Source organism: Streptomyces sp. NPDC096311, assembly GCF_044763085.1.
GTDB lineage: Bacteria > Actinomycetota > Actinomycetes > Streptomycetales > Streptomycetaceae > Streptomyces.
In genome coordinates, this window is record NZ_JBIWFN010000009.1 from 219,544 (window position 1) to 239,532 (window position 19,989).

The 19,989-nt window shown below is 70.0% G+C and carries 14 protein-coding genes and 5 tRNA genes; 7 read left to right on the forward strand and 12 right to left on the reverse strand.

Features of this window, described 5'->3' with window-relative positions:
* Positions 1 to 1,434 (reverse strand): 3-isopropylmalate dehydratase large subunit, encoded by a 1,434-nt coding sequence (gene leuC / locus ACIRA5_RS23960; RefSeq protein WP_352047773.1) that lies wholly within the window; start codon positions 1,432 to 1,434, stop codon positions 1 to 3.
* A 189-nt stretch (positions 1,435 to 1,623) separates the two neighbouring features.
* Between leuC and ndgR the strand changes: the two genes are divergently transcribed.
* Positions 1,624 to 2,343: an IclR family transcriptional regulator NdgR gene (gene ndgR, locus ACIRA5_RS23965; RefSeq protein ID WP_352047772.1), complete on the forward strand. Its 720-nt coding sequence runs from the start codon at positions 1,624 to 1,626 to the stop codon at positions 2,341 to 2,343.
* 179 nt (positions 2,344 to 2,522) lie between these two features.
* Here ndgR and ACIRA5_RS23970 read toward each other — a convergent pair whose 3' ends face one another.
* A complete protein-coding gene (locus tag ACIRA5_RS23970; protein WP_403693583.1) occupies positions 2,523 to 3,056 on the reverse strand; it encodes a DUF4188 domain-containing protein in 534 nt (177 codons plus the stop codon).
* Between the two features lie 82 nt (positions 3,057 to 3,138).
* Between ACIRA5_RS23970 and ACIRA5_RS23975 the strand changes: the two genes are divergently transcribed.
* A complete protein-coding gene (locus ACIRA5_RS23975) occupies positions 3,139 to 3,783 on the forward strand; it encodes a MerR family transcriptional regulator (protein ID WP_388119207.1) in 645 nt (214 codons plus the stop codon).
* A 100-nt stretch (positions 3,784 to 3,883) separates the two neighbouring features.
* Here the strand turns inward: ACIRA5_RS23975 and ACIRA5_RS23980 are convergent.
* The 10 genes from ACIRA5_RS23980 to ACIRA5_RS24025 form a co-directional block, all read right to left on the reverse strand.
* Positions 3,884 to 3,956: transfer RNA gene (locus ACIRA5_RS23980), tRNA-Glu, on the reverse strand.
* A gap of 29 nt (positions 3,957 to 3,985) precedes the next feature.
* Positions 3,986 to 4,057, reverse strand: a tRNA-Gln gene (locus ACIRA5_RS23985).
* A gap of 32 nt (positions 4,058 to 4,089) precedes the next feature.
* Positions 4,090 to 4,162 (reverse strand) — tRNA-Glu (locus ACIRA5_RS23990).
* A 62-nt stretch (positions 4,163 to 4,224) separates the two neighbouring features.
* A tRNA-Glu gene (locus ACIRA5_RS23995) sits at positions 4,225 to 4,297 on the reverse strand.
* A gap of 42 nt (positions 4,298 to 4,339) precedes the next feature.
* Positions 4,340 to 4,411 (reverse strand) — tRNA-Gln (locus ACIRA5_RS24000).
* 90 nt (positions 4,412 to 4,501) lie between these two features.
* On the reverse strand, positions 4,502 to 5,233 hold the full coding sequence (locus tag ACIRA5_RS24005) for an HAD family hydrolase (RefSeq protein ID WP_403693584.1): 732 nt from the start codon (positions 5,231 to 5,233) through the stop codon (positions 4,502 to 4,504).
* Between the two features lie 36 nt (positions 5,234 to 5,269).
* On the reverse strand, positions 5,270 to 7,507 hold the full coding sequence (locus ACIRA5_RS24010) for a FlgD immunoglobulin-like domain containing protein (protein ID WP_403693585.1): 2,238 nt from the start codon (positions 7,505 to 7,507) through the stop codon (positions 5,270 to 5,272).
* Positions 7,508 to 7,679: 172 nt separating this feature from the next.
* On the reverse strand, positions 7,680 to 9,203 hold the full coding sequence (gltX, locus tag ACIRA5_RS24015) for a glutamate--tRNA ligase (RefSeq protein ID WP_403693586.1): 1,524 nt from the start codon (positions 9,201 to 9,203) through the stop codon (positions 7,680 to 7,682).
* Positions 9,196 to 9,984: a fumarylacetoacetate hydrolase family protein gene (locus ACIRA5_RS24020; protein ID WP_403693587.1), complete on the reverse strand. Its 789-nt coding sequence runs from the start codon at positions 9,982 to 9,984 to the stop codon at positions 9,196 to 9,198. Before ACIRA5_RS24020 ends, gltX begins: the two co-directional genes overlap by 8 nt.
* Positions 9,985 to 10,409: 425 nt before the next feature.
* Positions 10,410 to 10,595: a hypothetical protein gene (locus ACIRA5_RS24025; RefSeq protein ID WP_352047765.1), complete on the reverse strand. Its 186-nt coding sequence runs from the start codon at positions 10,593 to 10,595 to the stop codon at positions 10,410 to 10,412.
* Between the two features lie 598 nt (positions 10,596 to 11,193).
* On the opposite strand from ACIRA5_RS24025, the gene ACIRA5_RS24030 reads away from it, so the two are divergent.
* From ACIRA5_RS24030 to ACIRA5_RS24050, 5 genes are all read left to right on the forward strand, one after another.
* The gene (locus ACIRA5_RS24030) at positions 11,194 to 14,919 is read left to right on the forward strand and encodes a nitrate- and nitrite sensing domain-containing protein (protein WP_403693588.1); all 3,726 of its coding nucleotides are present in this window, start codon (positions 11,194 to 11,196) and stop codon (positions 14,917 to 14,919) included.
* A gap of 9 nt (positions 14,920 to 14,928) precedes the next feature.
* Positions 14,929 to 15,342 carry a roadblock/LC7 domain-containing protein gene (locus ACIRA5_RS24035; protein WP_010984127.1) on the forward strand — a complete coding sequence of 138 codons (414 nt, stop codon included), beginning with the start codon at positions 14,929 to 14,931 and terminating at the stop codon, positions 15,340 to 15,342.
* A gap of 111 nt (positions 15,343 to 15,453) precedes the next feature.
* The gene (locus ACIRA5_RS24040) at positions 15,454 to 15,852 is read left to right on the forward strand and encodes a DUF742 domain-containing protein (RefSeq protein WP_054235411.1); all 399 of its coding nucleotides are present in this window, start codon (positions 15,454 to 15,456) and stop codon (positions 15,850 to 15,852) included.
* Positions 15,833 to 16,408, forward strand: a complete 576-nt coding sequence (locus tag ACIRA5_RS24045) for an ATP/GTP-binding protein (protein WP_054235412.1) — start codon at positions 15,833 to 15,835, stop codon at positions 16,406 to 16,408. The genes ACIRA5_RS24040 and ACIRA5_RS24045 overlap by 20 nt, the downstream gene beginning before the upstream one ends.
* A gap of 350 nt (positions 16,409 to 16,758) precedes the next feature.
* The gene (locus ACIRA5_RS24050; RefSeq protein WP_403693590.1) at positions 16,759 to 19,983 is read left to right on the forward strand and encodes a nitrate- and nitrite sensing domain-containing protein; all 3,225 of its coding nucleotides are present in this window, start codon (positions 16,759 to 16,761) and stop codon (positions 19,981 to 19,983) included.
* Positions 19,984 to 19,989 lie beyond the last annotated feature (6 nt).

The window sequence follows — 19,989 nt, forward strand, 5'->3', positions numbered from 1 at the left end:
TCAGACTCCAGCGGGCGTGCGGGCGGCAGACGAGTCGGCGAGATCGGCCGGGGAGGCCAGGTGGCCGAGTACGGCGGTGGCGGCGGCGACCTGCGGCGACACCAGGTGCGTACGGCCGCCCTTGCCCTGCCTGCCCTCGAAGTTGCGGTTCGAGGTGGACGCGGAGCGCTCACCGGGGGCCAGCTGGTCGGGGTTCATGCCCAGGCACATCGAGCAGCCCGCGTGCCGCCACTCGGCGCCGGCCTCCTTGAAGACCACGTCCAGGCCCTCGGAGACGGCCTGCAGACCGACCCGCGCGGAGCCGGGGACCACCAGCATCCGTACGCCGTCGGCGACTTTGCGGCCCCCGACGATCGCGGCGGCCGCGCGCAGGTCCTCGATGCGACCGTTGGTGCAGGAACCTACGAAGACGGTGTCGACCTTGATGTCGCGCAGCGGCTGTCCGGCGGTCAACCCCATGTACTCCAGGGCCTTTTCGGCGGCCATGCGCTCCGAAGCGTCTTCGTACGAAGCCGGGTCGGGGACGGACGCCGAAAGCGGCGCTCCCTGGCCGGGGTTGGTGCCCCAGGTGACGAACGGCGCCAGCGACGGGCCGTCGATGACCACCTCGGCGTCGAAGACCGCGTCCTCGTCCGTCTTCAGGGTCTTCCAGTACGCGACCGCGGCGTCCCACTCCTCACCCTCGGGGGCGTGTGCACGGCCCTTGAGGTACTCGAAGGTGGTCTCGTCGGGGGCGATCATGCCCGCGCGGGCGCCGGCCTCGATCGACATGTTGCAGATGGTCATCCGGGCTTCCATCGAGAGCTTCTCGATGGCGGAGCCGCGGTATTCCAGGATGTAGCCCTGGCCGCCACCCGTACCGATCTTGGCGATGATCGCCAGGATCAGGTCCTTGGCGGTGACGCCGTCGGGCAGCTCGCCGTCGACCGTGATGGCCATGGTCTTGGGGCGGGCCAGCGGCAGCGTCTGGGTGGCCAGCACGTGCTCGACCTGCGAGGTGCCGATGCCGAACGCCAGCGCGCCGAAGGCGCCGTGCGTGGAGGTGTGGGAGTCGCCACAGACCACGGTGGTGCCGGGCTGGGTCAGACCCAGCTGCGGTCCCACCACGTGGACGACGCCCTGCTCGACGTCACCCAGCGAGTGCAGCCGTACACCGAACTCGGCGCAGTTCTTGCGCAGGGTCTCCAACTGGGCCCGGGAGACCGGGTCCGCGATGGGCTTGTCGATGTCGAGGGTCGGGGTGTTGTGATCCTCGGTGGCGATGGTGAGGTCGAGACGGCGCACGGGACGCCCCGCCTGGCGGAGGCCGTCGAAGGCCTGCGGGCTGGTCACCTCGTGCAGCAGGTGCAGATCGATGAAGAGGAGGTCGGGCTCGCCCTCGGCGCGCCGGACGACATGGTCGTCCCAGACCTTCTCCGCGAGTGTCCTACCCATCGCTTTCCCTCCGGCCGGCCTGTGTGGCGCCGGCCCAACTAGAGATTTCCGGGGCGGCGGCGTCCGTACCCCTCGTCCGGACGCCCTCCACCGGGCCCGTTGGTCCGCGGGCCGCTGTGTCTACAAGGGTGGCGCGTTCCACCGAAAATTGAACTTGCGTTTCACAGAGTGAGACGCGAGTATCGTTGCATGGACAACAGTAGCGGCGTCGGCGTTCTGGACAAGGCAGCCCTTGTCCTGAGCGCTCTGGAGTCCGGTCCGGCCACCCTCGCGGGACTGGTCGCGGCGACCGGACTGGCACGACCCACGGCACATCGCCTCGCCGTGGCACTTGAACACCACCGCATGGTGGCGCGTGACATGCAGGGCCGTTTCATTCTCGGCCCCCGCCTCGCCGAGCTGGCCGCGGCCGCGGGCGAGGATCGTCTCCTCGCGACGGCCGGCCCGGTGCTCACGCACCTGCGCGACGTCACGGGCGAGAGCGCCCAGCTCTACCGCCGCCAGGGCGACATGCGCATCTGCGTCGCCGCGGCCGAGCGCCTGTCCGGCCTTCGGGACACGGTCCCGGTCGGTTCGACGCTCACGATGAAGGCCGGTTCCTCGGCGCAGATCCTGATGGCCTGGGAGGAGCCGGAGCGTCTGCACCGCGGTCTCCAGGGCGCCCGCTTCACCGCCACGGCGCTCTCGGGCGTACGGCGCCGGGGCTGGGCCCAGTCGATCGGCGAGCGCGAGCCGGGGGTCGCGTCGGTCTCCGCGCCGGTGCGCGGACCCTCGAACCGGGTGGTCGCCGCCGTCTCGGTCTCCGGTCCGATCGAGCGCCTGACCCGACACCCTGGCCGTATGCACGCCCAGGCGGTCATCGACGCCGCCGCCCGCCTCTCCGAGGCCCTCCGCCGCACGGGCGGCTGAGCGACACCTCCAGCACGACACCGGTCCAGTACGACACCGGGGGACGAGCCGGCCTCAACGCCGCGGCAGGCTCATCCCCCGAACACCTCTCCTCTCGTCCCCGCACAGCCCGATCGACCGTCACCCCCCAGGGGCGCGGGGAGCCGCTCAATCAGCCGCAGCGGGCCCTCACCATCCGGTCAACCCGCCACTCCCCCGGCCTCCGCTCCCGCCTTGGGCGACCGATGAGCGAACCGGTCCGCCGCCCGCCGCCCCCGCTTCTCCACGGGCAACGCCCCGTACGCGGCCGCGAGCCCGAAGGGCGGCATGTCCGCGTAGATCGACTCGTACGACCCTTCCGGCACCACATACGCCTCGTGCCAGATCCCCACGTGCTGGCGCACCTTCCCCGCCCGTTCCTTGCGGTTGATGATCGCCCACACCTTGTGATGGAACATGTCGGGCGCCGACGCGTACGCGTACAGCTTCTCCTTGGACTCCCAGTACTGGACGACGTAGTACGTCCGTGGTGACGCCGTCAGCAGAACGCGGCCGAGCAGACCTCGGCTGCCGTCCTTCTCCAGGTCCCGCACCATGCGCAGCATGGCGAAGAACACCGGTACCCACTGGTGCACCGCCCAGAAGTGGTTGACGCGCATGCCGATCAGCAGGACGACCACGTCCCCCTGGGCTGCTGCGGTGGTACGGCCTGCGGTCACCCGGGTACCGGACATCTCGTCCCCCTCCATTGGCGAGCGGCGCTATCCAATGGCGCCATGCTTGGATAGTGCCGCCACCCAAGGAAGGGCGCAAGAGATGCGGCTGTCGGAGTTGAGCGAGCGGAGCGGGGTGTCCACCGCGACGATCAAGTACTACCTGCGGGAAGGGCTGTTGACTCCCGGGCGCCAGGTCAACACGACGACGGCGGACTACGACGAGAGCCATCTGCGCCGGCTGCGGCTGGTGCGGGCACTGATCCAGGTGGGCCGGGTGCCGGTGGCCACGGCCCGGGAGATTCTCGGACACGTCGACGACGAGTCCCTGGGCCGGACGATCCGGCTCGGCGCGGCCCTGTGGGCGCTGCCACAGGAGCCCGAACCCGACGATCAGGACCCGGCCGTCCGGTCCGCACGCCGCGAGGTGGACCAACTACTGGCGGACCTGGGCTGGGAGACCGCACGGGAGCTCGCGCCCCTCTCCCCCGTGCACCGTTCGCTGGTGGCGGCGGTGGCCACGCTGATCCGGCTCGGCTATTCCTGGGACGCCGAACTCCTCGCGCCGTACGCGGAGTTGATGCACCAGGTGGCGATGCGGGACCTGGACTACCTGGAGACACACACATCCGACGCGGAGCGGGTGGAGACTGCGGTCGCCTCGGCCGTGCTCTTCGAGCCGGTGCTGCGGGCGCTGCACCGGCTGGCGCAGGAGCAGGAGTCGGCGCGGCGGTACGGCATCGAGTGAGCGGTCGTACGGGCCGGGCGCGTCGGGCCGTACGACGGCGCGCGGGCCGGCTCGGAAACGCCTACGGGCCCCCACCGAAGTGGAGGCCCGTAGGACTCTGTACCCCCGACCGGATTCGAACCGGCGCTACCGCCTTGAGAGGGCGGCGTGCTAGGCCGCTACACAACGGGGGCCTTGGATCTTGCGTTTCCGCAGATCCGAGCTGGGCTACCAGGACTCGAACCTAGAATGACGGTACCAGAAACCGGAGTGTTGCCAATTACACCATAGCCCATGGTGGTTTAGACCATAAATGGTTTAGACCAGTACCCCCGACCGGATTCGAACCGGCGCTACTGCCGTGAGAGGGCAGCGTGCTAGGCCGCTACACAACGGGGGCCCTAGCGATCCTGCATGAGAGACAGCGGGTGCGACCCGGACTGTCTTCCTGGGAAGGATCTGTACCCCCGACCGGATTCGAACCGGCGCTACTGCCGTGAGAGGGCAGCGTGCTAGGCCGCTACACAACGGGGGCGTTGCGGAGTTGATCTCCGCGTTTGCAGATGAGCTCTGCGAGCTGGCCTACCAGGACTCGAACCTAGACTAACGGAACCAGAAACCGTCGTGCTGCCAATTACACCATAGGCCACTGAAACTCAATCCCTTGCGGGGATCTTGTTTTAGCTAGCGCCTCCGAGTCCCGGCCCTTCGGCCCGCACTCGGTGGCGCAGGAAGAACATTACCTGAAGGTGGACGGCGCTCCAAAACGGGTATCGACGCCGAGGATCGCGGGGAGTTCGGCCAGCGAGGCGATCCGGTGCGGACCCATGGGTGGACCGCCTGCGGCGGTGCGAGTGCCGTCCCGGTCGATCCAGACGGAGAGCAGGCCGGCCTCGGCGGCGCCCCGTCCGTCGATCTCCGGGTGGTCACCGACGTAGGCGACCCGGTGCGGCGGCAGTTCCAGGGCTTCGCAGGCCGCGTGGAAGGCGGCCGCGGCGGGCTTGGAGACGCCGAGCTCGGCGGCGCACAGGATCGCCTCGAAGCGGTCGTGCACACCGAGGACCCGCAGCTTGCGGTCCTGCACGAGGAGGCTGGAGTTGGACAGGACCGCGTGCCGGTGGCTGGCGACGAGGCTGTCCAGGACGGGCAGGACGTCCGGGAAAAGGCTCCAGGCGGACTCGTAGTGTGTGATGTAACGGTCGAACCAGGCGTCGGCCTCGGTGTCGCTCAGCGGCTCCTCCAGGAACACCCTGACGCGTTCCCTGCGCTGGCCCTGCCAGTCCGTCTCACCCGCCGAGAACCGCGCCCACTGCGCGTCGGTGACCTCGCGCCAGCGCGCGAGGGCCTGCTCGACGGACGCGCCGCCGAGCAGGCCCTCGGCCGCCAGATGGTTCCGCATGCCCGCCCGGTCCGCGGCCGTGTAATCGAAGATCGTGTCGTCGATGTCCCAGACCACCGCGTCGATGCTCATGCACCGACCGTATCCCCGGGCGCGGGTGGCTGTCCCTCAGCCGGCAGTGGTCGTACCGGTCAGGGCGAGGGCCGGCCCCTGGCCGTCGCGCGGCTCGGCGGTCAGCTTCCAGGTGTAGGTACCGGGCGGAACGAAAGTGCCGGAGTCCGTACGGGCGTCCCAGGCGGGGCGGACCGCGGCGGCGGTGGAGGCGCCGGTAAGGGTGCGCACGACGGTGCCGGAGGCGTTGCTCAGGGTCAGCCGCCATGTCGAGGGCTTGTTCAGCTGCCACACGGGCCGCCAGGGGTTCGCGGTGGTGGGGCCGCCCGGCTGCGGGTCGGTCTGTGCCTCCATCTGGGCGAGCGCCGAGGTCGGCACGCCCGCCGTGACGATCGCCACCTGACGCCTGTCCGTGAGGTAGGCGACGTTGCCGCCGAACCGGTCGACCGCCCAGCGGCCGGTGCTGCCGCCGGTGTTCTGGTCCGCGGTGGGCAGCACGGCCACGGTCCGGGTGGTCGCCGTGCCGGTGTGGAAGTCGGTGAGCAGCAGCTCGTGCGTGGTGCGGTTCTCACGGACGAGATAGCCGTCGGCGAGGCGGGCCTGCCCGGACGGAACGGTGATGGCGCGGTTCGCGGCACGGTCGTAGACGCCCGCGGGGCCGGCCGAGCCGCAGCTCCAGTACAGCCAGGCGTTGACGGCCTGGAGCTCGCTGGGCGTGCAGGGGGCCCCGGTGTCGACGGTGGCGACGTTCTTCTTGGCCTTGAGGTCGTACGCCACGACGGTGCCCTGAGTACTGCCGGGGGTCCACAGGCGCTGGCCCCAGACCGCGGCTGCGGTGCGGGTGCGGTCGAGCGCGGTCCCGCCGGCGGTGGCGCCGCGCGGGAAGTCGGCGACCCGCTGGCTGCCGGGGGTGCCGCCGTTGTAGAGGACGTAGCGCCCGGTGCCGGTGCCGATGCGGCCGCCCGCGTCGCCGGTGGGCTCGTCGGCGATGGTCGTCGCGTCGAGCCCGACGGCCAGGACATGCTCCTCGCCCTGGGCGTCGGTCCAGAGGTAGGCCACCCGGCCGTCGCCCAGCGCTTCGAGCTGCGGGCACGCGGCGTCGCCGCCCGGGCAGGTCGAGCCCTGGAGTGTCGGGCCGTGACGGGACTGCAGGCCGGTGGACCTGCCGGCGGTGTCCAGCGGGATGCCGTAGAAGCCGTAGATGCCGCCGGTGTGCGTCGTGTTGCCGTACATCAGCAGCTCGCCCCCGGCGAGCGTCATGCCGTCCAGCGCGGCCTGCGCGGCGGGCAGGTCGAGCGCCTTCTCGGTGGTGGCGGAGCCGTCCCCGGCGGGGGTGACCCGGTACACATGCCAGTCGACGCTCGACGGTCCTGCGGTGGCAAGGGCGCCGCCGTCCGGGGTGGCCAGGAAGGAGCCCTTGGAGTTGGCGAGCAGGGTGTGGGCCGTGTTGTCGGTGAGCGAGACGGCCGTGAGTTCGGGGGTGGCGCCGCCGGGCAGGAACATCGCGTTGCCGGTGAGGAGTTGGTCGCCGACCACGGCCTGCGCCTCGCCCAGGAAAGACGCCGTGATGGTGCTGGGGGCGGTACCGGGGGCGGAGTCCACGCGGATCGCCTTGGTGCCGTTGACCACCCAGCGGTCGTTGAAGACGATCCGGGGCGCGTTGCCGACGCCGGTGAGGTACGTACGGAAGGTCCCGTCCGCGAGGTCCACGAGCCCCACGTCGGTGGCGCCGTCGAGGGTGTAGACGACGGCGAGGCGGCGCACCGAGCCGCCGGTGACGAAAGTGCCGGTCAGCTGGGCAGCGTCGGGGAGCCCGGTCACCGGAAGATCGGTGGTGGTGCCGTCGGCGGCGGCACGCAGCACGTGCGGGGCGCCCGCGGCGTCCTGGGTGAGCACGCTCCAGCCGGAGGCGGCCCGGTACGTCTGGCCGGACGGGACGGTGACCGTGGCGCTCACGCCGGTGGAGCGGTGCTGCTGGGTCACGGTGGCGCCGGAGACGCTGGTGATGACGTCGGTGCCGCTGGTCAGGTCGTCCGGGCCCGCGTGCGCAGGCGGCGTGACACCCGGGTAGTCGGCCCACTGGAGCGTTCCCGAGCTCTCGGGCAGCCGGTAGCGGAACCCGGAGGATCCCGCCCAGGTGTAGTCGATCTCGGTCGGCAGCGTGCTGCTCAGCTGGACGGTGGCCACGGGTGTGTCGACACTCGGCGCGGCGTGCGCGGGCGTGGTGAGCACGGCGCACGACAGGGCCACGACCCCACTGAGGGCCACTGCGGCAAGTCTTCGTGAACGGGTCACGTTCCCCTCCCCTGAGACATGGTGCACAGACGCATCATGAGCACGGGGGACATACAACTGCTCCGCCAGAGCGGGAGTTGACGGAAATGGTGAACTCCGGGTGACGGATCGGCGCACACCAGGGGGGCGGCGTCCGAACCGGACACCGCCCCCCTGTGCGTACACCATGTGCCTATGCGGTGAGCCGCTCCAGTGCGGCGTCGACGCGGGCCAGGGTCTTCTCCTTGCCCAGGATCTCCAGGGACTCGAAGAGCGGCAGGCCCACGGTGCGGCCGGTGACGGCGACACGGACCGGTGCCTGGGCCTTGCCGAGCTTGAGGCCGTGCTCCTCACCGGCGGCCAGGACGGCCTCCTTGAGGGACTCCGGGGAGGACCAGTCGGCGGCGTCCAGCTTCTCGCGGGCCGTGCGGAGCAGGGCGTCGCTGCCCTCCTTCATGGCCTTCGTCCAGGAGGCCTCGTCGACGGCCGGCTCCGGCAGGAACAGGAAGTCGACGTTGTCCGTGATCTCGGAGAGGACCTTCATCCGCGACTGGGCGTGCGGGGCGATCGCCTGCCACTTCGCCTCGTCGAAGTCCTCCGGGGCCCAGGGGGCGAACGGGGCTCGCAGCCAGGGGGCGCAGCGCTCGGTGAAGTCCTTCACGTCGAGCAGGCGGATGTGGTCGGCGTTGATCGCCTCGCACTTCTTCAGATCGAAGCGGGCCGGGTTCGGGTTCACGTCCGTGACGTCGAAGGCGGCGACCATCTCGTCGATGGAGAAGATGTCGCGGTCCGCCGAGAGCGACCAGCCGAGCAGGGAGAGGTAGTTCAGCAGACCCTCGGGGAGGAAACCGCGCTCCCTGTAGAGGTTGAGCGAGGACTCCGGGTCGCGCTTGGAGAGCTTCTTGTTGCCCTCGCCCATGACGTACGGCAGGTGGCCGAAGGCGGGGGTCTCCTTGGCCACGCCCAGCTCGATCAGCGCCTTGTAGAGGGCGATCTGCCGCGGGGTGGAGGAGAGCAGGTCCTCACCGCGCAGGACGTGGGTGATCTCCATCAGGGCGTCGTCGACCGGGTTGACCAGCGTGTAGAGCGGTGCGCCGTTCGCCCGGACGATGCCGTAGTCCGGAACGTTCTCCGGGAGGTAGGTGATCTCGCCGCGGACCAGGTCCGTGAAGGTGATCGCCTCGTCGGGCATCCGGAAGCGGACGATGGGCGTGCGGCCCTCGGCCACGTAGGCGGCCGTCTGCTCGTCGGTGAGGTCGCGGCAGTGGCCGTCGTAGCCGGAGGGCTTGCCGGCGGCGCGGGCGGCCTCGCGGCGGGCGTCCAGCTCCTCGGTGGAGCAGTAGCAGCGGTACGCGTGGCCTGCGTCCAGCAGCTTCTGGGCGACATCCTTGTAGATGTCCATGCGCTGCGACTGGCGGTACGGCGCGTGCGGGCCGCCGATCTCCGGGCCCTCGTCCCAGTCGAAGCCCAGCCAGCGCATCGAGTCGAGCAGCTGGTTGTACGACTCCTCGGAGTCGCGGGCCGCGTCGGTGTCCTCGATGCGGAATACGAATTTGGCTCCGCTGCCTTCGTTGTGCCGGGCGAACGCCCAGTTGAACAGGGCGGTGCGGACCAGGCCCACGTGGGGGTTGCCGGTCGGGGACGGACAGAAACGTACGCGTGGGGGCACCCCCTGTCCGAGCGGAGTCGAGGACTTGGGGGAGTTCGCGTTAGCCACGCTTGATCACCTTGTTGGTGAGAGTGCCGATGCCTTCGATGGTGACGGCGACCTCGTCGCCGACGTTCAGGGGACCGACCCCAGCCGGGGTGCCGGTGAGGATCACGTCGCCGGGGAGCAGCGTCATGGCCTCGGTGATGTTGACGATCAGGTCCTCGATGGAGTGGATCATCTCGCTGGTGCGGCCGAGCTGGCGCTGCGCGCCGTTGACCGTGCACTGGATCGTGATGCCCTCGGCGATCGCGGCGAGGTCGAGGTCCGTCTCCACCCAGGGGCCGAGCGGGCAGGAATTGTCGAAGCCCTTGGCCCGGGCCCACTGCTTCTCGCGCTTCTGGACGTCGCGCGCGGTGACGTCGTTGGCGCAGGTGTAACCGAGGATGACGTCCTTGACGCGCTCGCGCGGGACCTCGCGGCACATGCGGCCGATGACCACGGCGAGCTCGGCCTCGTGGTGCAGCTCGCTGGAGAAGGAGGGGTACTGGATCTCGTCGCCGGGGCCGATCACCGAGGTCGACGGCTTGAAGAAGGCGAACGGGGCGTCGGGCACCTCGTTGCCGAGTTCCTTCGCGTGCTCCGCGTAGTTGCGGCCGAAGGCCACGACCTTGTTGGGGAGCACCGGCGGCAGCAGCCGCACCTTGCTCAGCGGGACCTTCGTACCGGAGAGCTCGAAGTCCGCGAACGGAATGCCCTTGATGATGTCGAGGACGAGCTCGTCCGGCTTGTCGCCCTCGACCGCGCCGAAAGCGACGTTGCCGTCGATGGAGAACCTGGCGATGCGCACGGGATCCTTGCGCCCCTCACTGAGCTGGCTGGAGTCTGACGCTCCAGGCTAACGCGGGGAGGGGGGCGAGCCTCGCGTATATCCGCCGGTGGGCCGCAAGCCGTGTGCGACATCGGCCCCCCGACGACATGGAGCGGGCGGCCGTCGACCGGGTGGCGGTCGGCCCCTGGCCGCGCTGCCGGTGGGCCGCAAGCCGCGTGTGACACCGGCCTTCGGCCGCGGGTGACATCGCCCCTCGGCCGCGTGTGCCGGAGAACCGCGATGCGCGGGTGGTGCCCGGCGGTCAGCCGCCTTGCCGGTCGGCCGCACGCCGTGGATGGCGGCCGCACGCCGTGGATGGCGGCCGCACGCCGTGGATGGCGGCCGCACGCCGTGGGTGGCGGCCGTCCGTCGCCGCGGTGAGTCGGCGGCGCTCCGCGTGCGTACTACTCGGCGGCGGCCGTGACCGGGGCTTCCATCAGGATGGTGCGGCGGGGGTTGGCGGTCTGGGCGGGGAGGTCGACCGAGTGCTCCGGCTGCTCCGGCGTCTGCAGCGCGTCGGCGTCCTCGAGGTGCGCCAGCGTGGTGCGTCGCGGGTTGGCTATGTTGCGGAACATCATCGTCGTCTTCACTGTTGTCCTAGACCTCGTGGTGGTGGGCGCCGCGGGAGGTCAAGGACCGCCTGGTCGGCGCGGGTTGTCGGATTTGCCATCCCTGTAAAGCGTCAGGCTAAACATGCAATTCCCGGTCGGAGCCGTGAAGACCGCATGATCGCCATGTGAGTTTCCTCACTTACTAGCAGGCAAACCGGTCAATTCAGGCCGCCAACTCGTCGCGACGAAACGGACATTGCTCTACTGAACCCAACATTCCGCTCCTGATCATCGCGACTGGGACACCCCTCGCGCGCCCATGGCTCGTAGGCATACGCCCCTTATGTATGAGATCACTTTCTACGTCTCGTAACGCATCCCTCACAAGCTGTCACGGTGGTCACAGCCTGGTACATGGGCCTTGTTGGAGATCCTGCACTGTGCTGGAATTCCACGGACCGCCGCGGGATCCAACCGGCGCACAGGGGGCGCGACTCAGCGCCGGGTGGCGGCGGGAAGGGGGAGCAGCGCCGGTCACTCACGACCACACCTGGGGGCGTATCTGCGCCCCTGAACGACGCCGACACCGTCCCGCCGTTTTCGCGGAGGGGCGCCTGGTCCAGAGGTTGCGACGCTAGTGCAGGGACGTTTCAAGAGGGATGGCAGCGCTTCGGCGGAGCCGGAGCCGCACGGCGGGACCGACCGCGGTTCCTCGCCCCAGCACGCCCAGAACCCGGGACAATCAGAGCTCGGCGGCGGTGAGCGCTCCGCGCGCCCCGGCGCGACGACTCCCGACCAACCACCCGCGAAGCCGCAGGGTCCCCCCGGCCCCGGCCCCCGAATAGCTCTGCGCAACTGGCGCATCTCCACGCGTCTGGTGTCGCTGCTCGCGCTCCCCGTGGTCGCCGCCACCACCCTGGGTGCCCTGCGCATCAACCAGTCGATGGACGACATCCAGCAGCTCGACAACATGAAGCTGCTGACCGACATGACCCAGCAGGCGACCGAGCTCGCCGCCGCCCTCCAGAAGGAGCGCGACCAGTCGGCCGGCCCGCTCGCGCACGGCGCGAAGCCCAACGACATCACGGTCAAGGGTGTCCGCGACGCGACGGACGTCGCCAAGCAGCAGTTCATCCAGGGCACGCAGGAGATCGACACCGCCAGCGCGAACGGACAGCTCACCGGTGTCCGTGACAGCCTCGTGGCCATCGCCGGCGAGCTGAACAAGCTGAGCACCATCCGCAACGGCGCCTACAGCGACTCCAAGAACTCCTCGCAGACGGTCGACGGGTACCACCGCCTCATCACCCAGCTGATCGGCCTCTCCCAGGACATGGCCGAGGCGACCAGCAACCCGGAGATGATCTCGCGCACCCGCGCCCTGTCGGCCTTCTCCTCGGCCAAGGAGTACGCCTCCGTCCAGCGCGCCGTCATCGCCGCCGCGCTGCCCGCGAACAACACCACCTTCGGCACCCTCTCCGAGAACGACCGGCTGTACGCGAACTCCGCGCAGGACAGCGAGGCCTCCGAGCGCACCAGCTTCGCGAGCATCTACGGCTCCGGGGCGGAAGACCTCACCAAGCCGATCGACCAGGGCAACCCGACCATCCAGTCGGCCGACGCGTACGCCAACCGCGTGCTCGGCTCGACGGGCGGTCTGCGGACCCAGGACCAGCGCTCGTACAGGGACTGGGTCGACGACGACACGGCCAAGATCGAGCAGATGTCGAAGATCGAGCTGACGCTGCTCAACCAGATGGAGCAGAAGGCCCGTGAGCTGAAGAACGCCTCCCAGCAGGAAGCGATCATCTCCGGTGCGCTGATCCTGCTGGTCCTCGGCGTCTCGCTGGTCGGCGCCTTCGTCGTGGCCCGCTCCATGATCCGCTCGCTGCGCCGGCTCCAGGACACCGCGACCAAGGTCGCCCAGGACCGCCTGCCCGAGCTGGTCAAGCAGCTCTCCGAGTCCGACCCGCAGGACGTCGACACCTCCGTCGAGTCCGTCGGTGTGCACTCCCGGGACGAGATCGGCCAGGTGGCCGCGGCCTTCGACGACGTGCACCGCGAGGCCGTACGACTGGCCGCCGAGCAGGCCCTCCTGCGAGGCAACGTCAACGCGATGTTCACCAACCTCTCGCGCCGCTCCCAGGGCCTCATCCAGCGTCAGCTCTCGCTCATCTCCGAGCTGGAGTCCCGCGAGGCCGACCCGGACCAGCTGTCCTCCCTCTTCAAGCTCGACCACCTCGCGACCCGCATGCGCCGTAACGGTGAGAACCTCCTCGTTCTCGCCGGTGAAGAGCCCGGCCGCCGCTGGACCCGCCCGGTCCCGCTGGTCGACGTGCTCCGCGCCGCCGCCTCCGAGGTGGAGCAGTACGAGCGCATCGAGCTGTCCTCGGTCCCGACGACGCAGGTCGCCGGCCGGGTAGTCAACGACCTCGTGCACCTGCTCGCCGAGCTCCTCGAGAACGCCACCTCGTTCTCCTCCCCGCAGACCAAGGTCAAGGTCACCGGTCACGCGCTGCCCGACGGCCGCGTGCTGATCGAGATCCACGACACCGGTATCGGCCTCTCCCCCGAGGACCTGGCCGCGATCAACGAGCGGCTCGCCTCGCCGCCCACCGTGGACGTCTCCGTCTCCCGCCGCATGGGTCTGTTCGTGGTCGGTCGTCTGTCGCAGCGGCACGGCATCCGCATCCAGCTGCGTCCGTCCGACTCCGGTGGCACCACCGCGCTCGTCATGCTCCCCGTCGATGTCGCCCAGGGCGGCAAGAAGGCTCCGGGCAAGCCGGGTCCGGGCGGTTCCGGTGGTCCGGCCGCCGCACAGGCCTCGGCCGGTGTCGCGGCGGCCCGCCGCGGCGGCCAGGGTGGCGGTCCGTCCCTCGGGGCGGGTGCCCCCGCCGGTGGTGGCGGTCTGCTCGGTGCCCCGCCGCAGCGCGGACAGGTCGGCGCCGGTCAGGGTCCGCGAGCTGCGCTCCCCGGCAGCAACCAGGGCGGTCGCCCGGGTGCCCCGGGTGCGGCGCGTGGACCGCAGGGTCCCGGCAACCAGGGCAGGCCGGCCCCGGCCGGTGCGGGTGCCTTCGGACAGGGACCGCAGGGCCTGCAGGCTGCCGGAACCGGTACCCCCCAAGGCTTCGGCGACGGACCCGCGCCCCGCCAGGGCTTCGACTTCGGTGACAACAGCGGCCCCGCGGCCACTCCTCCGCAGCAGCCCGCGGGCAACAAGGGCGGCGGCCGTCGCAGGCCGCAGCTGCCCGGACGCGGTGGTCCGCGTGCCGAGCTGCCCGGTGGCAGCCCGCAGCAGTCCCGGCCGAGCTGGAGCGACGACAACGCACAGCCGCCGGTGCCGCGCGCGTCCCTCGACACCCCGCGCGGTCACGAGGAACCCGACTCCACTTCGCGCATGCCCCGGATCGACGACCGGCAGGACCCGGCGGCGACCTCGGAGATGCCGCGGATCGACGACCGCCAGGGTCCCGCAGCCACCTCGGGGTTCCCCCGTCCCGACTTCGACGCCCCGCGCCCCGGCATGAACACGCCGCAGAACAACGGGCAGAACAACGGTCAGTTCGTCCGCCCCGACGTGTACGGCTCCTCGGGCACGGCTCCGGCCGCCCCGAACCCGTCGACCACGGGCCAGTTCGCGACCCCGGGCTACGGCGCCTCCCAGGACCCGTCGTCCACCGGCCAGTTCGCCCGGCCGGGTTACGGCAACGGCCAGGACCCCTCGTCGACCGGCCAGTTCGCGACGCCCGGCTACGGCAACCGCCAGGACCCCTCGTCCACCGGCCAGTTCGAGCGTCCGGCGCCCCCGCAGCAGCGGCCCACGCGGCCCCAGGAGCCCGAGGCGCTGCCGCCGGCGACGGGGCCGGGTGACGGACGTACGCCGCTGTACGACACGCTGGAGACCAACTGGTTCCACGGTCAGGCGAACGGCTCCCAGAACGGCTCCCCCAACGGAGCTCACCACGGCGCCCAGAACAACGGCGTCCACACCAACGGCTCGCAGCCCGCGCAGCAGCCGCCTCAGACCCCCACAGCACCACCGCAACGGCCGGCCGCCGCACCGGCCTCCGCCAACTGGCGCACCTCGCCGAACGACGACCTCGTCCGGCAGGCAGAACGCGTCCGTCAACCGTCGGCGGGCGGGGTCACCACCTCAGGCCTGCCGCGCCGCGTCCCGCGAGCCAACCTCGTCGCGGGCACGGCACAGCAGCAACAGCACCAAACCGGTCCGCAGGTCTCCCGTGCGCCTGATGACGTACGCGGCCGGCTGACCAATCTCCGTAGGGGCATTCAGCAGGGTCGACAGGCCGGTACCGGCCAGACCGGCAGCTTCCCCAGCCCCACTCACCAGCAGGAGCGTTAGTTGAGCCCGATGAGCCAGGCGGCACAGAACCTGAACTGGTTGATCACCAACTTCGTGGACAACACCCCCGGGGTGTCCCACACCGTCGTCGTGTCCGCCGACGGGCTCCTTCTGGCCATGTCCGAAGGATTCCCACGCGACCGCGCCGACCAGCTTGCGGCCGTCGCCTCCGGCCTGACCTCGCTGACCGCCGGGGCCTCCCGGATCTTCGAGGGCGGCACGGTGGCCCAGACGGTCGTCGAAATGGAGCGCGGCTTTCTCTTCCTCATGTCCGTCTCGGACGGCTCGTCCCTGGCGGTCCTCTCCCACCCGGAGTGCGACATCGGCCTTGTCGGTTACGAGATGGCGCTGCTCGTCGACCGGGCGGGTGCCGTACTCACGCCGGACCTGCGCGCTGAACTCCAGGGAAGTCTGCTCCACTAAAGGGCCCTGGTTCTAGAGACTGCACGAAATCACCGTCCGGCCGCCACAATCCCCCCACCGGCCCCAACAGACGGCACGAATGACCGACTTGCTGTCCCGCCCGGAGGATTCATGACCCCGCCCACCGCCTCTCATGATCCGTACGCACAGCCGTACGGGGATGAGGGCGACCAGCCGCTGGTACGTCCGTACGCGATGACCGGCGGCCGGACCCGGCCGCGGTACCAACTCGCCATCGAGGCACTGATCAGCACTACGGCCGACCCCGCGCAGTTGATGGGGCTGCTCCCCGAGCACCAGCGGATCTGCCACCTCTGCCGTGAGGTCAAGTCGGTGGCCGAGGTGTCGGCCCTCCTGTCCATGCCGCTGGGCGTGGCCAGGATCCTCGTCGCGGACCTCGCGGAGGCCGGACTCGTCGCCATTCACCAGCCTGGCGGCGATGAGAACAACGGCGGCGCGCCGGACGTGACTTTGCTCGAAAGGGTGCTCAGTGGACTTCGCAAGCTCTGACGGAGGTCGGACGACCACCTCCGCGAAGATCGTGGTGGCGGGCGGCTTCGGCGTGGGCAAGACCACGTTCGTCGGCGCCGTCTCGGAGATCAACCCGCTGCGCACCGAGGCCGTCATGACGTCCGCGTCCGCGGGCATCGACGACCTCACCCACACCGGAGACAAGACGACGACCACCGTCGCCATGGACTTCGGCCGCATCACCCTGGACCAGGACCTGATCCTGTACCTCTTCGGTACGCCGGGTCAGGACCGCTTCTGGTTCATGTGGGACGACCTGGTCCGCGGCGCCATCGGTGCCGTCGTCCTGGTCGACACCCGCCGTCTCGCCGACTGCTTCCCCGCGGTCGACTACTTCGAGAACAGCGGCCTGCCGTTCGTCATCGCCCTCAACGGCTTCGACGGACATCAGCCCTACAACCCCGAAGAGGTGCGCGAGGCGCTCCAGATCGGACCGGACGCCCCGATCATCACGACGGACGCCCGGCACCGTGCGGATGCGAAGAGCGCACTCATCACGCTGGTCGAGCACGCGCTCATGGCACGTCTGCGGTAGCACTCAAGTCGACAGCTTCATAAGACAGTTGTCGTAGGGACATTGGAGCCGGCTGTGTCGTTTGACACGGTCGGCCACAGTGTTCATAACGTTTCGACATGGAATTCGGTGGACACCGACACGCATCGCGGTCGTTCGGTGTCGCTGCGCTCACAAAAGCCCCGTCTTTTGACGGGGCTCGCTCTTTATGACCGTTTTATCTAGGGGATACGTCACCCGGAACGAGCGGTTCCGAGTGTTTGGAAGGGCGCTGCCTGACGTGCTGGAATGCGCTGAACTGCCCAGTAGTCAAGGGCGCTGGAGACACCGCGGCACAACGTAGGTGCCGACGCCGAGAGGTTGTTGGTCGAGTGAGGCGAAGCAAGAACGGTCCCGAGCCGTCGGCACGGGGCAACTTCACCCCGCCGCCGCGCGGCGCGGCGCCCGCACAGGTGCCCGTCGCGGAGCCCACGCCGGCGCCCGCGCCGAGCGGCGGTCGTCTGTCCCCCCGTAACTGGCGCGTACCCACCAGGCTGAACGCGATCCTGCTCATACCCGTGATCGTCGGCCTCATCATGGGCGGCTTCCAGGTGAAGAGCTCGATCGACACCTGGCAGCAGGCCCGCGACGCCGAGAAGGTCGCGAAGATCGTGGCGGCCGCCAGCGACTACGCCGAGGCTCTGATGAACGAGCGCGACGTGTCCGCCGAGCCACTGCTCAAGGGCTACCGGAACAACGCCACGGTCAAGAAGGTCCGCGCGACCACCGACCAGATGGCCGACGCCTTCCACAAGGAAGTAGTCGGCATGCCGTCCACGGCGGGTCTTCAGCGTCGGCTGAGCCTGGTGGTGAAGGCCGAGCCCCAGCTGGACCAGATCCGCAAGGCCGCCTTCACCAAGTCCATGGACCCGGTGAAGACCGAAGAGGGCTACGTCACCATCGAGCATCTCCTCTCGGAGTTCTCGAACGAGCTGGGCCTGGGCACCGGCAACATCACGAGCTACGGCCGTACGGTGTACGCCATCGGACTGGGCAAGGGCGCCGAGTCGCTGCAGCGTTCGATCGGCACCCACCTGCTGGTCAAGCCCAGCACCGACACGAAGAACCACGCACTGCAGGTCACCTCCTTCACCTCGTACGCATACCTGGAGAACATCGCTCTTCAGGAGTACGTCGCCGGTGGTACCGAGGCGGACGCCGCCCGGCTCAGCACGGTCATGGAGCAGAAGACCGCCGAGGGCAAGAGCCAGCTGGCCGCGGCCAAGAGCAAGACCGAGGCCGCGGGCGGCACCTTCGTGACGCCGCCCGCCATGGACGGGATGATCCAGGCGATCGCCAGCGGCGCCACGCCCACCCAGCTCGCCGCGCAGGGCATCACCCCCGAGACGTGGATGGCTGCCGCCACCCTCAAGTTCCAGGGCTACAGCCAGGTCGAGAACGAACTCATCGACCGGGCCGTCACCGAAGCCGGAAACATCGCCTCCGACGCCCAGCGCCGGGCCTACATCAACGGCGCCATCGTCGTCATCTCCCTGCTCGCCGCCTTCATCCTGGCCGGGCTCATGGCCCGCCAGATGAGCCGCGCGATGCGCCAGCTGCGCAACGCGGCCTTCGGGGTCGCCGAGCAGCGTCTGCCGATGCTGGTCGACCAGCTCTCGCGCACCGACCCGGGCCGTGTCGACACCCGCGTCCAACCGATCCCGATCACCACCACGGACGAGATCGGCGAAGTCGCCCGCGCCTTCGACCAGGTCCACCGCGAGGCCGTCCGGCTGGCCGCCGAGCAGGCCCTCCTGCGAGGCAACATCAACGCGATCTTCACCAACCTGTCGCGCCGCAACCAGTCCCTGATCGAGGGCCAGCTGACCCTCATCACCGACCTGGAGAACAACGAGGCCGACCCGGACCAGCTGGAGAACCTCTTCCGCCTGGACCACCTCGCGACCCGTATGCGCCGCAACGGCGAGAACCTCCTCGTCCTCGCGGGCGAGGAGCCCGGCCGCCGCTGGGACCAGCCGGTGCCCCTCGTGGACGTCCTGCGCGCCGCCTCCTCCGAGGTGGAGCAGTACGAGCGCGTCGAGCTCTCCGGCGTCCCGGAGGCCGAGATCCACGGCCGTGCCGTGACCGACCTCGTGCACCTGCTCGCCGAGCTCCTGGAGAACGCCACCACGTTCTCCTCCCCGCAGACCAAGGTCCGCGTCACCGCGACCCGGCTGCCCGACGGCCGCATCATGGTCGAGATCCACGACAAGGGCATCGGCCTCACCGCCGAGGACTTCGCGGACATCAACCACAAGCTGGCCAACCCGCCGACCGTGGACGCCGCGATCTCGCAGCGCATGGGCCTGTTCGTGGTCGGCCGGCTGTCCGACCGGCACGGCATCCGCGTCCAGCTGCGCCCCTCCGGCGAGCAGGCCGGTACGACCTCCCTCGTCATGCTCCCCGACGCGATCACCCACGGTGGTGGCGGCGGCGAACAGCAGCTCCAGCGCGACGAGTTCACCGTCTCGCAGATCATCCCGGAGCCGCAGGGCTTCCAGCCGGAGCAAGCCTTCCAGTCCCAGGCCCAGCCGATGCGCACCGCCGCCGAACTCGGATTCGACGACAGCCGCTACACGGAGGTCCCCGACGACATCCGCGAGCTGGACCCCGTGGGGCGCTCGCTGATGCGTGAGGAGCGCCGTGCGGCCCTGGAGGCCCAGGCACAGGGTCAGCCGGAGGCCATCGAGCCGCCGAGGTACCCGGAGGGTTTCGAGGCCCCCCAGCCCGCGTACGACGACGCTCAGGCCGCCTACGGCAACGGGCAGCCCGGGTACGACAACGGCCAGGGTGCCTACGAGGAGCAGCAGGCCTCGTACGACCAGCAGACGGGGTACGAGGAACCGCAGCAGGGGACGTACGACGAGACGTACTTCCCGTCGAACGGCGGCTACCCGGAACCCGCGTATGCGGAGCCGGTCCAGGAGGAGCACACGGGAGCCCGGAGTTCCGCTTCGGACACCTTCTCGACCTTCGACGAGCCGTCCTACCAGGACGACTGGCCGCAGCAGGACTCGTACCGGAGCGGCTACCCGTCCGAGTACGCTCCCGAAGCGGACTCTTCGCAGGCCGCTGACGTGAGTGAGCAGGACCGCGTAGGCTTCAGCCGTCCGGGACCGACCTCCTCCGCCCCCCATGCGCTGACCGACGCCGGGCTGCCGCGCCGCGGATCCTCCGCGAGTGGCACCAACGGCCAGCGGCCCGTGGACCAGGGCACCCAGGGGGTTCAGGCACCGCCTGCGGCCACCGCGAGCAATGGCGACGACGACTGGCGTACGTCCAACGACAACCGCTGGCAGCGCGCCGAGCAGCTCAAGAAGCCCAAGGCGGGCGGGGTCACCTCGTCCGGTCTTCCCCGGCGGGTGCCCAAGGCCAATCTGGTCGAGGGAACCGCGGAAACGACCCCACAGGGCGGCCCCCAGGTCTCCCGCGCTCCCGAGGACATCCGGGGCAGGCTGAGCAACCTGCGCCGCGGTGTCCAGCAGGGACGCAATGCAGGTAGTGACACGAACGGCCAGGGCTTCGGTCCTGACAGCACCTACAACCAGGAGCGTTAGTGTGAG